This is a genomic window from Mesorhizobium huakuii, assembly GCF_014189455.1.
In the GTDB taxonomy this organism is placed as follows: Bacteria; Pseudomonadota; Alphaproteobacteria; order Rhizobiales; family Rhizobiaceae; genus Mesorhizobium; species Mesorhizobium huakuii_A.
Genome location: NZ_CP050296.1, coordinates 3,537,977 through 3,553,622, shown reverse-complemented (window position 1 = coordinate 3,553,622; position 15,646 = coordinate 3,537,977). Strand labels below are relative to the sequence as shown.

The 15,646-nt window shown below is 64.3% G+C and carries 12 protein-coding genes and 2 pseudogenes; 9 read left to right on the top strand and 5 right to left on the bottom strand.

The window, feature by feature from the left end:
* Nucleotides 1-30: 30 nt before the first annotated feature.
* The 4 genes and pseudogenes from HB778_RS17600 to HB778_RS17585 all read right to left on the bottom strand — a co-directional run bounded on the left by HB778_RS17600 (nt 31) and on the right by HB778_RS17585 (nt 4,159).
* A pseudogene (locus HB778_RS17600) lies at nt 31-739 on the bottom strand (SDR family NAD(P)-dependent oxidoreductase).
* A 227-nt stretch (nt 740-966) separates the two neighbouring features.
* On the bottom strand, nt 967-2,547 hold the full coding sequence (locus HB778_RS17595) for a 5-guanidino-2-oxopentanoate decarboxylase (protein ID WP_183464943.1): 1,581 nt from the start codon (nt 2,545-2,547) through the stop codon (nt 967-969).
* 92 nt (nt 2,548-2,639) lie between these two features.
* Nucleotides 2,640-3,290 (bottom strand): TetR family transcriptional regulator C-terminal domain-containing protein, encoded by a 651-nt coding sequence (locus HB778_RS17590; protein ID WP_244661947.1) that lies wholly within the window; start codon nt 3,288-3,290, stop codon nt 2,640-2,642.
* A complete protein-coding gene (locus HB778_RS17585) occupies nt 3,287-4,159 on the bottom strand; it encodes a dimethylarginine dimethylaminohydrolase family protein (protein ID WP_183464941.1) in 873 nt (290 codons plus the stop codon). The genes HB778_RS17590 and HB778_RS17585 overlap by 4 nt, the downstream gene beginning before the upstream one ends.
* Nucleotides 4,160-4,373: 214 nt before the next feature.
* On the opposite strand from HB778_RS17585, the gene HB778_RS17580 reads away from it, so the two are divergent.
* The 7 genes from HB778_RS17580 (at nt 4,374) to HB778_RS17550 (ending at nt 10,687) form a co-directional block, all read left to right on the top strand.
* A complete protein-coding gene (locus tag HB778_RS17580) occupies nt 4,374-5,189 on the top strand; it encodes an ABC transporter ATP-binding protein (RefSeq protein WP_280515967.1) in 816 nt (271 codons plus the stop codon).
* A gap of 54 nt (nt 5,190-5,243) precedes the next feature.
* On the top strand, nt 5,244-6,041 hold the full coding sequence (locus tag HB778_RS17575; protein ID WP_183464940.1) for a transporter substrate-binding domain-containing protein: 798 nt from the start codon (nt 5,244-5,246) through the stop codon (nt 6,039-6,041).
* A 197-nt stretch (nt 6,042-6,238) separates the two neighbouring features.
* A complete protein-coding gene (locus HB778_RS17570; RefSeq protein WP_183464939.1) occupies nt 6,239-6,904 on the top strand; it encodes an ABC transporter permease in 666 nt (221 codons plus the stop codon).
* Nucleotides 6,904-7,713, top strand: a complete 810-nt coding sequence (locus HB778_RS17565; protein ID WP_183464938.1) for an ABC transporter permease — start codon at nt 6,904-6,906, stop codon at nt 7,711-7,713. Before HB778_RS17570 ends, HB778_RS17565 begins: the two co-directional genes overlap by 1 nt.
* 101 nt (nt 7,714-7,814) lie before the next feature.
* Nucleotides 7,815-8,816, top strand: coding sequence for an Ldh family oxidoreductase (locus tag HB778_RS17560; protein WP_183464937.1), 1,002 nt, complete (start codon nt 7,815-7,817; stop codon nt 8,814-8,816).
* A 330-nt stretch (nt 8,817-9,146) separates the two neighbouring features.
* On the top strand, nt 9,147-9,599 hold the full coding sequence (locus tag HB778_RS17555) for a DoxX family protein (RefSeq protein ID WP_183464936.1): 453 nt from the start codon (nt 9,147-9,149) through the stop codon (nt 9,597-9,599).
* 110 nt (nt 9,600-9,709) lie between these two features.
* Nucleotides 9,710-10,687, top strand: coding sequence for a complex I NDUFA9 subunit family protein (locus HB778_RS17550; protein WP_183464935.1), 978 nt, complete (start codon nt 9,710-9,712; stop codon nt 10,685-10,687).
* A gap of 21 nt (nt 10,688-10,708) precedes the next feature.
* On the opposite strand, the gene HB778_RS17545 is transcribed toward HB778_RS17550, so the two are convergent.
* Nucleotides 10,709-12,082: a cytochrome P450 gene (locus HB778_RS17545; protein ID WP_183464934.1), complete on the bottom strand. Its 1,374-nt coding sequence runs from the start codon at nt 12,080-12,082 to the stop codon at nt 10,709-10,711.
* Nucleotides 12,083-12,282: 200 nt separating this feature from the next.
* Between HB778_RS17545 and HB778_RS17540 the strand changes: the two are divergent.
* Both HB778_RS17540 and HB778_RS17535 read left to right on the top strand, forming a co-directional pair.
* Nucleotides 12,283-12,851 (top strand): annotated as a pseudogene (locus HB778_RS17540) (NADPH-dependent FMN reductase).
* Between the two features lie 89 nt (nt 12,852-12,940).
* A complete protein-coding gene (locus HB778_RS17535; protein ID WP_244661946.1) occupies nt 12,941-15,574 on the top strand; it encodes a caspase family protein in 2,634 nt (877 codons plus the stop codon).
* Nucleotides 15,575-15,646 lie beyond the last annotated feature (72 nt).

Below are 15,646 nucleotides of genomic sequence, written 5' to 3'. Positions count from 1 at the left end.
CTGGCGAAAGCCAGGTCGACGGATGCTGAGCTATGCCCGGCCGTAGAGCGGCACCAGCGTTCCGCTCATCGCCTGGTTGGCGGGCGAGGCGAGATAGGCGATGGCCTCGGCCGCCGCTTCGAGGCTGACCCATTTGGTGAAATCGGCATCCGGCATGTCGGCGCGGTTTGCCGGCGTGTCGAGCGTCGACGGCGCCACGGCATTGACCAGGATGCCCTTGGCCTTGAGCTCTTCGGCCATCGCCACCGTCATGGCCGCGACCGCCGCCTTGCTGGCCGTGTAGGCGACCATGCCGGCACCGCGCCTGGGATCAAGACCCGCGCGTGCGGTGACGTTGACGATGCGGCCTGATGTGCCCGATGTCAGCATCGAACGGATTGCGGCGCGGCTGCACAGGAAGGTGGTGCGGGCGTTGGTGTCCATCATCTCGGCAAAGGACGCCGATTCGATCTTTTCCACCGGCGCCATGGCGAAACCGCCGGCCAGATGGATCGATCCCCACAAGGCAGGAACCTGGGCATAGAAACTTTCAACCTTGGCGGAGTCCGACAGGTCGACATTGTGCGCCAGCTTGACATTCTCGTGCGCGGCGAAGGGAAAATGCTGGGGGTGCCGCGGCGTGCGCGTTCGGCACATGGCAGATCGCGCCCTGTTCCAGCAGCCGGCCAACCACTGCACCGCCGAGCGCGCCGGTTCCACCGGTCACAACGATATGCCTGCCTTGAAGTGTTTCCGTCATCCTGGACCGCTCCTGTCGTGTTTTTATGATTTTGTCGCTTGTTGTGCCCCGCCGACGCGAAGCGTCGCGCCTTTCCGGCGATCACTCAACTGATATCTCGACATGGCAGCTGTCGCGTCTTTGCATGCGTCAGAACGCATATGCCGTCAGCCATGTGGCTGTCGCGGCACAGCCGAGCCGGCAAAGCGTCCGATGCAGGTTGGACAATCAACGCTGGCCTGCAGGCTTCAATCGACCGTGATTTCGATGACGCAGGGCAATCCCGTTGCCCGGGCGCGCTTCAGCGCCTGTGGCAAGGCGCCGATCTCGGCCAGCCGTTCGGCTGATATGCCATAGGCTTCGGCCAGCTTGCAGAAATCCGGCGGCGCCGGCGAGACCCCGACAGGTTCGACGCCGACATCGAGCATCGAGGTTTCGATCTCGCGATAGCCCCTGTTGTTCCAGACCACGAAGATGACCGGCGCGTCGGAATCAAGTGCGACACCCAGTTCCGGCAATGTGAACTGGAAGCCGCCGTCGCCGGTCAGGCAGACGACCGGCACGTCGGGCATGGCAAGGGCGGCGCCGATTGCCGCCGGCGGGCCGTAACCAAGCGCGCCGAAGCCGGTGGCGGCGTTGAACCAGCCGGCCGGTCGATCGTGGTCATAGTAGAGGTTCGCGGCGTAGATCGGCTGTGTCGAGTCGCCGACGATGATGGCGCCCGGCAAAGCATCGCGGATCGTTTCCACGGCATGCACCTGCGCCACATAGGCCGGGCTGAGCTCGGCGAATGCCGCCTTCCGTGCCGCGGCGGCACGTGCCTCACCGTCCGGCGCGGCGGCATGGGCGGGGCCGATCGCCGCCAGCAAGGCTTCGATTGCCTCGGCGCAGTCGGCCTGGATGCCAACCGTCACCGGGCGGCGCGCGAGCTGATCGGCGCCGATGTCGATGCGAATCAGGTTGGAAGGCAGCACAAAGCCACCGTCGCCATAGCCGTCATAGTCGGTCGGGCCGAATTCGGTACCGGCGGCAATCACCAGATCGGCCTCGGCCATCAGGGCACGAACCGCCTTCAGGCTTGGGCTTGCCGGTACGCAGAGCGGGTGGCGGTGTAGCAGACCGCGCGCATTGGTGGTCTCGACGACCGGCGCGCCGAGGGCCTCGGCCAGCCGCCGCAGCGCCGCCTCGGCCCGCTTGGCGCCGCCGCCGGCCAGGATCAGCGGATGGCGGGCAGTGGCGATGAGTTTGGCTGCACTTGCTATTGCCGCACCGTTCGGCGCCGGCGGGGCCGAATTGCTCAGCAGCGCCGCGATATCGTCAGCCGGTATGACCATGACATCGGTCGGGATCTCGATGTGCACCGGGCCGGGCCGCGAGGATGAAAACAGCGCGAAGGCCTGCGCCAGCGCGCCCGGCAATTCGTTGGCCTGGGTGACGCGTAGCGACAGCAGCGCCACCTTCTCCATCATGCCCCGCTGGTCCGGCAGCTCGTGCAGGAAGCCCAGCCCCTTGCCCAGCGTCGGCATGGCGTTGACGCCGGATATGACCAGCATCGGCACCGAATCGGCGCGCGCCTGACCCATGGCGGTGATGGTATTGGTCAGCCCCGGTCCGGTGATGACGAAGGCGACGCCCGGTCTGCCGCTGGCACGGGCATAACCGTCGGCCATGAAGCCGGCGCCCTGTTCGTGGCGCGGCGTGACATGGCGGATTTTCGAGCGCGCCAGGCCTCGGTAGAGCTCGACCGTGTGGACGCCTGGAATGCCGAAGACGGTGTCGACGCCATGCGCTTCGAGCAGCGTGATGAGGGCTTCGCCGAGTGTTGTCATTGGTTCTCCTCCCTTAGAGCCGATCACTGTTCGGAACAGTGATCGGCTCGGTCCCTTTGTTTTCAACGCAATTCCGGACGGAAAACCGCATGTCACTTTTCCTGGAATTGCTTTAGCGGCGCGAGGCCTAGTTCGGCCTCGACAGTCTTGATGCCAATCGCCGCCAATTCGCCGGGCGAGAACATCTCGCCGGCCAGGCAGCCTTCAATCCAGAGTCCGTCGATGATCGCATTGATCGCGATGGCATGGTGGCGCAATTGGCTTGCGTCCGGCGTGCGCCGTTCGGCGGCAAGCACCTCGGTCACAACCGCTTCCACCTCATTGCGAAAGCCAAGGTAGCCTTCGCGGTGGGCGCGAGCCAGGCTCGGATCCGCACCGGCACGGCCGATGAAGGTTGCCCAGAGTGAAAACACCCGCGCGTCGATGATCGGCACGTTGAGGTTGGCGGTGACGAAAGCCGCAAGGCGCTGGCGCGGTGAGGCATCTTCCATGACCAACGCCGCTTTCGCCTGCTCGGTCATGCGGTCCATGAGCGCCGCATAGGCTTCCTGCAGCAGTTCTTCCTTGCCGGGGAAATAGTGCCGGATCAGCCCGGCGGTGACGCCGGCACGCAATGCGATGGTGCGCAAGGTGGCGCCCTGCAGGCCATGTTCCGCCACGCTGTCCAGAGTGGCCTCGATCAGATCCTGCCGCCGCCGCTCTTCGCCCTCGCGGCGGAACCTGCGGCGGGTTGGCGCATTCATTGGCGCAGGATCGGCCGCGTCAGGCATGTCGGCCCACCCTCGCAGGCGATGCAGAGCGCATCCGCCTCGAAGATTTCGACCGTGCAGCCGGCGGCTTCCATCGCGGCCTTGGTTTTTGGAAAGCCCGCAACGGCAATGACCTTGTGTGGGCTGGTCGGCAGCACATTCAGGCTGAGGCCGTTGGAAGCCGCGAACTCGTCGGCGTCGCCTTCGACCAGCCGGATGTTGCGCGCTTTCAGCATCTGATAGAACGGGGCCGGCAAAAGCGGCGAATAGACCAAAGCGAGGTCGTCGGCCAGCGGGCTGATCACCGACATCAGATGCAGGCATGCCTCTTCGCCCTGCCATAGCGGCAGGTCAAAGCCGTAGACGGAAACGCCCAGCGGCGTCAGCAGGCTGGAGACCTGCTGGATGCCTTCCTGGTTGGAGCGGACACCGCGCCCGATCACCAGCGTGCGGGCGTCCAGCCAGACACAATCACCGCCTTCGACCTGGCCAGGCGCCTCGACGCGACCGAGGATCGGAATGCCCAGCCTTGTGTAGGTTTCCTCATGCAGCGAGGGCTCGCTGGCGCGCAAAGGCTTGCCCATGGACAGAATCAGCGCGCCGCGGTCGGTCATCAGCGACGGGTCGTGCGTGAACACCGAATCCGAAAGGCCATCGGCCTTGTCCTCGATCCATTCGATTTCGGCACCGGAAGCCGCCACCAGTTCAGCAAGGAGCGCATGCTGCGATGCTGCTTTCGCCGGATTGAATCCTGGGCCATAGTGCCAGGCAGCTCTGTCGGCGTTGCGCATGGCATTGGCCGCCGACCGCATCAGCACGCGTCGCAGCGGCGCCGCCATGGACTGTGATCCGAAAGCGCTCATCGAAGCCCTTCTTTTGCTGAAAAAAATCAAGAAAATTTCATGAGAGGCTATTTATACACTTGCACAACAAGCTCGCAAGTGCCGTAATGAGCGGGATTGACGGGCTCGCGCCGTTGGGTCCATGCTGAAGTCTGGAGCGGGGCAGTACAGCGTATATGTTGATTAGCCGGATAGACGTTCGACGAACTGCCGCCGACCCTATAGAGGTCACCCGGTGAGCGCGGTGGAGGCTGCCGCAGTCCAATCCGGCAAGGCGCAGGACGGCGCCGCCGAAGCCATCCATGTCGAAAACCTGCACAAGAAATTCGGCCAGTTGCATGTGCTGAAGGGCGTGTCGCTGTCGGCGCGCGATGGCGAGGTGATCGCCATCATCGGCGGCTCGGGCTCGGGCAAATCGACGCTGCTGCGCTGCATCAACTGCCTGGAAAATCCGACCAGCGGCATCATCCGCGTCAATGGCGAGGAGATCAAGCTCAGGGCGGACAGCCATGGCCACACCGTTCCGGCCGACCGCAGGCAGATCGAGCGCATCCGCTCCAAGCTCGGCATGGTGTTCCAGAATTTCAACCTGTGGAGTCACATGACGCTGATCGAAAACGTCATCGAGGTTCCCGTGCATGTGCTCGGCGTCAAGCGCGACGAGGCGATCGTCCAGGCCGAAAAGCTGCTTGTGCGCGTCGGGCTTGCCGAAAAACGCGACGTCTATCCCGCCTATCTGTCGGGCGGCCAGCAGCAGCGCGCCGCGATCGCCCGCGCGCTTGCCATCAATCCGCGCGTCATGCTGTTCGACGAGCCGACCTCGGCGCTCGACCCCGAACTGGTCGGCGAGGTGCTGAAGGTGATCGGCGATCTGGCGCGCGAAGGCCGCACCATGGTGCTGGTCACCCATGAGATGAAGTTTGCCCGCGAGGTCGCGACCCACGTCGTCTATCTCTACAACGGGCTGGTCGAGGAAGAAGGCCCGCCGGAGCAGATCTTCGGCGCACCGAAATCCGAAAGGCTCAAGCAGTTCATCCGCAACATCGGCTAGGGACAGGCCGGGACGGAAGAAAACCGGGAACGAACAACAAACTGGGAGTTTGAAATGAAGACTGTGCTGAAGACATTCGCCGCGGCGCTGCTGCTCGGCGTCGCCGCCATGGGCGTGGCCAAGGCCGATCCGGTCAAGATCGGCGTCGCCGCCGAGCCGTATCCGCCCTTCACCTCGCCGGACGCTTCGGGCAAATGGGTCGGCTGGGAGATCGAGTTCATCGACGCCGTGTGCGCCGAGGAGAAACTCGACTGCGTCATCACGCCCGTTGCCTGGGATGGCATCATCCCGGCGCTGACCACCAAGAAGATCGACCTCATCGTCTCGTCGATGTCGATCACCGACGAACGCAAGAAGACGATCGACTTCTCAGACAAGTACTACAACACGCCGACGGCGATCATCGGACCGAAGGATCAGAAGTTCGGCGCCTCGCCTGACGACCTCAAGGGCAAGGTGCTCGGCGTCCAGGTGTCGACCGTGCACGCCGTCTACGCCAAGAAGCACTTCGGCGCCACGGCGTCCGAGATCAAGGAATACCAGACGCAGGACGAGGCCAACCAGGATCTCGCCGCCGGCCGCCTCGACGCGGTGCAGGCCGATTCCATCGCGCTCGGCGAATTCCTCAAGTCCGACCAGGGCAAAGCCTGCTGCGACCTGAAGGGCATGGTGGCTCCGGATCTCGAGGTGCTCGGACCGGGCGTCGGCGCCGGCGTGCGCAAGGAAGACACCGACCTGAAGGGAAAGATCAACGCCGGCATCAAGGCGATCCGCGCCAACGGCAAATATGACGCGATCTCGAAGAAGTACTTCGATTTCGACATCTACGGTGCCGACGCGCAGTCGAACTGACGACCCTCGCATGAGCCGGAGGCACGACGCCAAGTCGTGCTCTCCGGCTTCCCACGCATGCTTGCCGCCGGCCACTGGCGTCGGCGGATAGAGCCAGCAATCCGGGGGCAAAGCTGATCGACGCATTTCTTCCGGCCTCGGCGGCCGGCATCATCGAACTCCTCTCGCCCGCGCCCGTCGGCTGGGGCGGCACACTCATGCTCGGGCTGCTGCATTCGCTGGAGATTGCCGTCGGCGCCACGATCGTCGGCCTTGCCATCGGGGTCTGCGGTGCCTATGGCAAGCTTTACGGCGGACCGGTCGTGCGCGACCTGCTCGCGGTCTACACCACCGTGGTGCGCGCCGTGCCGGAACTGGTGCTGATCCTGCTGCTCTATTATGCCGGCACCGACCTGATAAACCAGGTGCTGACCGCGATCGGTTACCAGCGTGTCGATATTAGCGGGCTGGTGGCCGGCATAGCCGTGCTCGGCTTCTGCCAGGGCGCCTATTCGACGGAGGTCATGCGCGGCGCGATCCTCGCCATCCCGCAGGGCCAGATCGAAGCCGCCCGCGCCTTCGGCATGTCTCCCGGCCTTCTCCTGCGGCGCATCACGCTGCCGGCGATGCTGCCCTTTGCCATTCCAGGTCTCGCCAATCTGTGGCTGATCGCGACCAAGGACACCGCGCTGCTGGCCGTCGTCGGCTTCTTCGAACTGACGCTGGCGACACGGCAGGCGGCAGGCGTCACCAAGGCCTATCTGATATTCTATCTCGCCGCCGGCGTGCTCTATCTCGCGGTTACGTTGTTTTCGAACTTCCTGCTTGGCCGCGCCGAGAAATGGGCGCGGCGCGGCATGCCTTCGATCAAGGAGGCACGCTGATGGCGGGCGAAGCAGCCATCATCAACACGGCGGCGCGCGCCTCGCTCTGGCTGCAGCCGCATCGCATCGTCCTCATCCTGATCGCGCTCGGGCTGGTGCTGTCGGCCGCCTTTTTCATGCGCTGGGACTGGCTGCCGCAATATTGGGAAATGGGCCTGATGGGCATCTGGCGCGCCCTGTGGATCCTGGCCGTCACCTGCGCGCTCGGCTTCCTGATCGCCGTGCCGGTCGGGCTGGCGCAGGCCGCCGGTTCAACCTGGGTTGCGGCACCGGCGAAAGTCTTCTGCACCATCATCCGCGGTACGCCGCTGCTGTTGCAACTGTGGCTGCTCTATTACGGGCTGGGCTCGCTGTTTCCGCAATATCCATGGATCCGCGACTCCTGGATGTGGCCCTATCTCAGACAGGCCTGGCCGTATGGCGTTCTGGCACTGACCCTGTCCTTCGCCGGTTACGAGGGCGAAGTGATGCGCGGCGCCTTTGCCGGCGTGCCCAAGGGACAGCTGGAGGCCGCCCGCGCCTTCGGCATGAGCCGCTGGAAGATCTTCCGGCGCATCTGGCTGCCGCAGGCCTTCTACCGGGCGCTGCCGACGCTGACCGGCGAGACCGTGTTGCAGTTGAAGTCGACGCCGCTGGTGGCGACGATCAGCGTGATCGACATCTTCGCCGTCGCCGGCAAGGTGCGGCAGGACACCTACCTCACCTACGAGCCCTTGCTGCTGCTGGCGTTGATCTATATGGCGATCACCGGCATTCTGGTCCTGGCCCTCAGCCGGATCGAGGCGCGGATTCCGGTCAAGGTCGGCTAGGAAGACGTGGTGAATAGCGAGTAGTGAGTAGCGAATAGGGGCGCCTCGCTATTCCCCTACTCGCTACTCCCTATTCGCTACTCACTTAGGAACCTATTGCGATGCAACTCAGTCTCGACCAGGCAAGAGGACTGTGCCGGATGGCGGCACTCGGCGCCGGCGCCAATGAGGAGGCGGCGCAATCGCTCACCGCCTCGATCATCGCCGCGGAGGCGGAAGGGCTTTCGACCGTCGGCCTGTCACATTTCATCGATTATCTCGAAGCGCTGGAAGCCGGGCGCATCGACGGCAATGCCGATCCGGTGATCACCAGGCCGGCGCTGGCGGTCTATCTCTCCGACGCACGCGGCGGACTGGCACATACCGGCTTCGACCGGACGATCGACGATCTTGCCAAGGCGGCAAAACTGTTCGGCGTCGCCATCTTCTCGCAGAAAAACGCCTATACATGCGGCGCGCTCGGCTATTTCACCGGCAGGCTGGCCGCACAAGGGCTGGTGTCGTTCGCCGCGACCAACGGCCCGGCGGTGCTTGCCGGCTCGGGCTCGATCAAGCCGGTCTATTGCACCAACCCGATGTCGTTTGCCGCGCCTGCCGCCGACGGCGCGCCGCTGGTCATCGACCAGTCATCGAGCGCCACCGCCTTCGTCAACATCCGCAAGGCGGCCGAGGACGGCAAGAAGATCCCCGAAGGCTGGGCGCTGGACGCCAGCGGCAATCCGACCACCGACCCGGCCGCCGCCATGAAGGGCGCCATGCTTGCCTTTGGCGGCCAGCGCGGCGCCAACATCGCGCTGATGGTCGAAGTGCTGGCGGCGGGCATTTCCGGGGCCAACTGGTCGCTCGATGCGCCCTGGTTCAGCGGCGGGCCGGACAGCCCCGGGACCGGCCTGTTCGTGCTGGCCATCGAGCCCAAGCTGCTCGACCCGGATTTCGAGCAGCGGATGAAGGACCAGCTCGACCGCTTGCGCCGCCGCTATGGCGTGCATGTGCCGGGCCGTGCGCGGGCGGAAGCTGCCGAGAAGGCGCAGGCGCGCGGCATCACCGCGCCCAAGGCGGTGGTGCAGCGCATTTCCGAATTCGCCGAGCGCTATTCGGCCTGATTAGATTTTTTCCGCGCCTCGGTGAACCTTCCCGCGCGCCACGACGACGAATAGCTGTCCGGGTCGGGTTTGCCCGGTCGGTGTCTTCTGTCGGATGCGTCCAGGGCTGGGGCGGGCGTCTCACGCCACGCTGATACCGTCTCAGGTCAGGCTGCCTCGTTGGACCCTGGTTTCGACATGAACCGCACCCGGAAAACCCCGCTTCGGCGGGGTTTTCTGCGTTTCGTCCTGCACACATAAACATGATTGTGAAAGTTAACTTTTGTTAACTTGACTTGACGGGAGCCATCGGGCGTTTGCGAGGAGATATTCAACCAGACAGGAGCTACGATGTCCGTAACCACCGACGCTTCCCGCGGCAGACTGATCATTCCGGCGCTCGGCCGCCTGTATTCGTCGCTGCATGACGCCGGCGAAACTGTGCTGCGCGTCGTCGCCGGCGCGTTCCTCACCATCCATGGCTCGCAGAAGATCACGGATCCCTTCGGCGCCGCCGACATGGTCGAAGGCCTCGGCTTCTATCCCGGCGCCTTCTGGTCGTTGCTTTTGGCCTGCACCGAGTTTTTCGGCGGCATTTTCATCGCCATCGGGTTTTTGACGCGCCCGGCCGCTTTTGCCGGCCTGTTCGTGCTGCTGGTGACCGTCTGGTTCCATTGGGTCACCATGGGCCAGGGTTTTTCGGGCGCCGAAAAGTCGCTTTTGTGGGCCGCGATCCTGCTCTTCTTCGTCATTCGCGGCGGCAACCGTCACTCGGTCGACGCCCGCATCGGCAAGGCGTTCTAACAAGCTTTGAAGAGGGGTGACGCGACGACGCGTCACCCTTTGCCTTTGGCGCAAAACCGACTATGAAACGGCTTCAGCCAAGCCATCTGGAACGTGCGCCGGAGCCAGCCATGACCGAAATCCTGCAGACCCCAAAGCTCGTCGTCGTCTTTGGCGGTTCTGGCTTTGTCGGCCGCCATGTCGTACGCGCGCTGGCCAAGCGCGGCTACCGCATCCGAGTCGCCTGCCGGCGGCCCGACCTTGCCGGCCATCTGCAGCCGCTCGGCAATGTCGGCCAGATCCAGCCGGTGCAAGCCAATGTGCGCGTGCGCTGGTCGGTCGACCGCGCCGTGCAGGGCGCTGACCATGTCGTCAATCTCGTCGCCATCCTGCATGAGACCGGCCGGCAGAAATTCAACACCGTGCACGACTTCGGCGCCCGCGCCGTGGCCGAGGCAGCGCGCTCGGTTGGCGCCGGGCTCACCCATATTTCAGCACTTGGCGCCGATCTGGGCTCCGAATCGGATTACGCGCGCACCAAGGCGCTTGGCGAGAAGGCCGTTCTGGAGACGATCGCCGATGCCGTGATCTTTCGGCCGTCGATCAATTTCGGACCGGAAGACAGCTTCTTCAACCGCTTCGCCAACATGGCGCGCTATTCGCCAGCGCTGCCGCTGATCGGTGGCGGCCAGACCAAGTTCCAGCCGGTCTATGTCGGCGACGTCGCCGAAGCGGTGGCGCGCTCGGTCGACGGCAAGATCGGTGGCGGCCAGATCTACGAGCTCGGCGGCCCCAATGTGCTCACCTTCAAGGAGTGCATGGAAGAGCTGCTCACCGTGATCGAGCGCAAGCGCCTCTTGGTTCCGGTGCCGTGGTGGGTGGCCAACATCCAGGCCTCGATCCTCGGCCTGTTGCCCAATCCGCTGCTGACCAAGGACCAGGTGATGCAGCTGCGCGAGCACAACATCGTTTCGGAAGCCGCCGCCAAGGCCAACCGGACACTTGCCGGGCTTGGCATCCAGCCGCAATCGATCGCGACGATCCTGCCGAGCTACCTCTGGCGCTTCCGCGCCGCCGGCCAGTTCCAGCAGCGCAAGCCCGCGGCATAATTTCCAGAAGAGCCTTGCCCTTCAACGTTGTCGCGATGTGACCTGCATCGGCAGCCCGCCTTGCGGCTGCGTCGTCAATTTCTGCACTGGCCAGGGCTTGGTCTCGGCGGTCGTATCGAAGCGGAAGCGCGACAACAGGATGGCGAGCGCGATGATCGCCTCCTGCATGGCGAAACTGGCGCCGATACAGACGCGCGGGCCGGCGCCGAACGGCAGATACTGAAAACGGTCGATCTTTTCGCGATTTCCCGGATGGAAGCGTTCGGGCAGGAAGGCATCGGGCCTGTCCCACAGCTTCCTGTGGCGATGGACGACCCAGGGCATGACCAGCACGGCGGCGTGCTTGGGGATATAAAGATCCTTCCACGTCTCCGGCACGATCGGCTCGCGGTTGATGGAGGGCGCCGGCGGATAGAGCCGGAGCGCCTCATCGAAAGCAGCGCGGGTCAACGGCATGGCGTCCAGCCATTTCGTCGGATCGGGCTCGCGCGCCAGCACCTCGTCGATCTCCTGCTCGACGCGGTTGCGCTCCCATGGCGATTCGGCCAGGCAATAGAGCGTCCAGCCCAGCGCCCGCGCCGTCGTCTCATGGCCGGCACCGATGAAGGTGATGATGTTGTCCTCGACTTCCGAGCGCGTCAGCCCGTCGGGGCCTTCGGCCTTCAGCAGCAGCGTCAGGAAATCCTGCGGCACGCCATCGGGATCACGCTTGAAACGCTCCTCGCGCATCTTGACGGTGTCGGTGACGATCTTGCGGAAATAGGCCATGGTCTTGCGGCCACGGATGCGGGTGAGCCGCGGCAGCCAGTCGGGCGCGCGCAGCAGATCGAGCGGATCGACACGGCCCATGGTCTCGAACAGGCGGTCGATCTCATTGGCGAAACTGCCCGGCTCGCCCGCGATCTCGCCGGAGAACAGCGTCTCGGCCAGAATGTCGTAGGTCAGCAGCGTCATGTCATGGGCGATGTCGGACGTGCCGCCGTCCTCGTAGCGGATGACAAACTCCAGCGTGCGCTTCAGCATCGGCTGGGCAAAGCCGAAGATGTGGCGCGGCGTGAACACCGGCGCCATCGCCTTGCGCGAGCGCTTCCACACCTCGCCCTCGGCGGTCAGCAGGCCATCGCGCAGGATCGGTCGCAGGATTTTCTGGCGCACCGTCGCCATCTTGTAGTTCTTGGCGTTGTCGACCAGCACATGGCGGATGAGGCCGGGATCGTTGGCGATGACCAGATGCCCGCCAACGCCATTCACCGATATCCAGGGCTCGTTGTAGGTCGGCTCGCCCCACAGTTCGAGCGGATTGCGGTAGACGATGCGGATCATCTCCAGCGTCGAAGGCGGCGACGTGCGCGGCTTCGGTGCGGGCGGGACAAAGGGGGCGGGCTGAGTGTCCATGAAGTGCTCCGCTGCTGCCCTCAATGTAGTGGCTGGCGATCCGGGCGTCCATGTGACCGAACGGCAGGCAATTCACGGCACCAAGCAGATGGTCTGTTCATCCGATCGTGACCGCGCCACCAGGCGCCCCGCCTTGCCCGCCGGAACACTCTGCCGTAGTGACAGTCACCAACAGATACCGCCTGACGAAGGAGCCCGCCTTGAAGCACCAGTTGAACATCATCATCGGCAGCACGCGGCCCGGCCGCGCCGGACCGGTTTTTGCCGAATGGCTGGAGACATTCGCGCGCGAGCACGGGAAATTCGAGCCGGTGCTGACCGACATCGCCGCGTTCCACCTGCCGGTGCTCGACGAGCCGCATCATCCAAGACTCGGCAATTATCAGAACGATCACACTAAGGCGTGGTCGAAGGCGATCGACGCCGCCGATGCCTTCGTATTCGTAGCGCCGGAGTACAATTATTTCGCCGCCCCGGCGATCGTCAACGCGATCGACTACCTGCTGCGAGAATGGAAGTACAAGCCGGCCGCCATTTTCAGCTATGGCGGCGTCTCCGGCGGCCTGCGCGCGGCGCAGGCGCTGAAGCCGCTGCTGGCGCGGTCGGGATCATGCCGATCCCGGAGGGCGTCGCGCTGCCGATGTACCAGAAGCTGCTCGACGAGAATGGCGCCTTCAGCGCCAGTGAACAGGTGACCGGCGGCGCCAAGGCCATGCTGGACGAGCTGTTGCGCTGGAGCGAGGCGTTGAAACCGCTGCGCGCAGCCTGAAAGAGTTCATCTTCGCCCAAATGCCCGGCTTGCTCGCGCCATAAAGAGGTGGAATTGTCAGGACGCGACTGAGCCGGGGGCGGTTCGACGTGCGTTTGCTGCTTGCCTTGCTGCTGTTCTTGTCGGTCACCGCCACCGCGGTGGCGGAGCGGCGCGTGGCACTGGTCATGGCGGAGGACGACTACCGGCTGGTGCGGCCACTGGCCAACCCCATCCATGACGGTGAGGCGATGGACGCGGCGCTGAAGAAGCTCGGCTTCGAGGTGGTGCTCGAAACCAACCGCGACCTCCGGCGCATGCGGCGCGCGCTCGACGATTTCCGCGACGATGCCAAGGGCGCCGATGTCGCTTTGGTCTATTTCTCCGGCCATGGCGTCGAGATCTCGGGCGACAACCGGCTGCTGCCGATCGATGCCGACGCCTCCTCGCTCGACGCGCTGGACAAGACCAGCCTGCCGCTGGAAGAGGTGCGCGATGCGGTCGCCGCTACCGCCAAGGTCGGGCTGATCGTGCTTGACGCCTGCCGCAGCGATCCGTTCTCGGGGAGCACCAACGACGGTCGCGGTGCGGCCTCTCTCACGAAGGATGTAGCCGATAAGGTCAAGCCAGGCCTTGGCCGCGTCGGCCGAGCGGAAAACATCCTGTTCGCCTTTTCGGCCGCACCCGGCGAGACGGCGGCCGACGGTACCGGAGAGAATTCGCCGTTCACCACGGCGCTGACCAAATATCTCGGCACGGACGGGCTCGAAATCCGCTCGGTGCTGACGCTGGTGCAGCAGGAGGTCTACGACCTGTCGCGGGGCAAACAGCTACCCTATGTCGAGAGCGGACTGCCGAAGCTGTTCTTTGCGACCGCGGCGAAGGAGCAACTGCCGGAGCGCGAACGGCTGCTGCTGGCCATGGCCGATGTGACGCCGGAAATGCGCGGCGAGGTGGAGCAGATCGCCAGCGATGCCGACATGCCGCTCGCGCCGCTCTATGGCGCGCTGCTGTCGAAGAACGTTGCCGCGCTCGGTCCCGAGCAGCGCTCGGCCAAGCTCAGGGAAGCCGCGGATGCCTTCGTCAAGGTGCAGCGGGAAATGACCACGCTCGCCTCTGGCGATCCGGCGGTGACGCAGTTGCGGCAGGAAGCGGAACGGCAGCTCTCGCTCGGTGCCTTCGATGCCGCTCGCGCCAAGCTCGCCGAGGCCGCCGGAATCGACAAGGATTCGCGCCAGCGGCTCAAGGCCAATTATGTGGAACGCACGCTTTCGGAAGCGGCAACCCATTCGCTGGAAGGCGGCGCGGCAAGTGCTTTGCTCAGATATCAATTGGCCGCGGATGGCTATGAGAAGGCGACAGCACTCTATCGCGAGGTCAATGGCGAGGACATTCCGGCGGACGACCGGTTGCAGCAGCTTCTCACACTTGCCCGGCTCGGCGATGTCTACACGACGCTGGGCAGGCTGGATGACGCCGCCAGGACCTACAAGGAATGGAATGAAGGATCGACAAGGCGCTCCGGCACCGATCCGAACAACGTTTTCTGGCAGCGGGACGTTTCGCTCAGCCTGGACAAGATGGGCGATACCGCCGTCGCCCAGGGCAAGCTCGCCGATGGCCTTGCCGATTACCAGGCATCGGCTGATATCGCCGAGAAGGTGGCCGCCGCGGCCCCGACCGAACTCGAATGGCAGAGCGATCTTTCCTTTGCCTATGACCGGATCGGCTACGTCATGCGCTCCCAGGGCAATCTCAAGGACGCCATGCCCTATTACCAGAAGGCGCTGGAGGTTTCCAAACGGGTGGTCGGACTTGACCCCGACAACATCAACTGGCAGCGCCGGCTGGGCGTGGCCCACGACTCGATCGGCGACGTGCTGATCATGGCGGGCGATTACAGCCACGCGCTCGACGCCTTCAGTTCGGGCTTTGCGATATGGCGCAAGCTGACGGAGCTGGATCCAGCCAATCTCTCCTGGCAGCGCGATCTGTGCGTCTCCTACACCAAGATCGGCGACAGCTTGCAGATCTTGGGCGAATACAAGAACGCCATCGTTTCCTATCAGGCCGGCCTGAGCCTGAGTTCGGCCCTTGCCAGCGCCGATCCGGAAAATCTCGAAGGCCAGCGCGATATCGCGATCCTTCATGACAGCATCGGCGACGCGCAGCTGATGCTGCAGGCAAATGCCGAGGCTCTGGCCGCGTTCAACGAGGCCAATCACATCTGGGAATCGCTGGTCAAGACCGACCAGAGCAACACGCGATGGCTGCGTGATCTCGAAATCAACTACAGCAAGCTGGGCGACGCACATCTGGCGAATGGCGAGCCGGGAGCGGCGCTGACCGCCTACAAATCAGCACTTGACGCATCTCTTGCCCTGACTGGAAACGACGCCAGCAACAGCCTCTGGCAACGCGATCTGGCGATCAATTGCGGCAAGATCGGCGATCTCCTGGCAAGATCGGGCAACAAGGATCTCGCCACGCAATTCTACCAGCAGTCGCTCGATATCTCCGAGCGCTTCTCCGCCATCGATCCGGACAATTCGATGTGGCTGCGCGATATGGTCATCGGCCATTTCAAAATGGCCGAGATGGGTCTCGATGTCCGTTCGAATTTGACGGCGGCCCTCAAGATCGCCTCCGACATGCAGCAGGCCGGCATCCTATCGCCCGCGGACGCCTGGATTCCGGATGAATTGCGCAAGCGGCTGAAGCTGCTGGATACCCCGGCCAAATGAAAGAGCCGGTCCCCGCCCCGGCTTGCTCGCGCCATAAAGAGATGGAATGGTCGGCAAACGACTGAGCCGGGG

Coding starts and splice junctions, on each gene's coding strand:
- HB778_RS17595 (WP_183464943.1), bottom strand. CDS start 2,547: ATGACAACACTCGGCGAAGCCCTCATCACGCTGCTCGAAGCGCATGGC.
- HB778_RS17590 (WP_244661947.1), bottom strand. CDS start 3,290: ATGAATGCGCCAACCCGCCGCAGGTTCCGCCGCGAGGGCGAAGAGCGG.
- HB778_RS17585 (WP_183464941.1), bottom strand. CDS start 4,159: ATGAGCGCTTTCGGATCACAGTCCATGGCGGCGCCGCTGCGACGCGTG.
- HB778_RS17575 (WP_183464940.1), top strand. CDS start 5,244: ATGAAGACTGTGCTGAAGACATTCGCCGCGGCGCTGCTGCTCGGCGTC.
- HB778_RS17570 (WP_183464939.1), top strand. CDS start 6,239: ATGCTCGGGCTGCTGCATTCGCTGGAGATTGCCGTCGGCGCCACGATC.
- HB778_RS17565 (WP_183464938.1), top strand. CDS start 6,904: ATGGCGGGCGAAGCAGCCATCATCAACACGGCGGCGCGCGCCTCGCTC.
- HB778_RS17560 (WP_183464937.1), top strand. CDS start 7,815: ATGCAACTCAGTCTCGACCAGGCAAGAGGACTGTGCCGGATGGCGGCA.
- HB778_RS17555 (WP_183464936.1), top strand. CDS start 9,147: ATGTCCGTAACCACCGACGCTTCCCGCGGCAGACTGATCATTCCGGCG.
- HB778_RS17550 (WP_183464935.1), top strand. CDS start 9,710: ATGACCGAAATCCTGCAGACCCCAAAGCTCGTCGTCGTCTTTGGCGGT.
- HB778_RS17545 (WP_183464934.1), bottom strand. CDS start 12,082: ATGGACACTCAGCCCGCCCCCTTTGTCCCGCCCGCACCGAAGCCGCGC.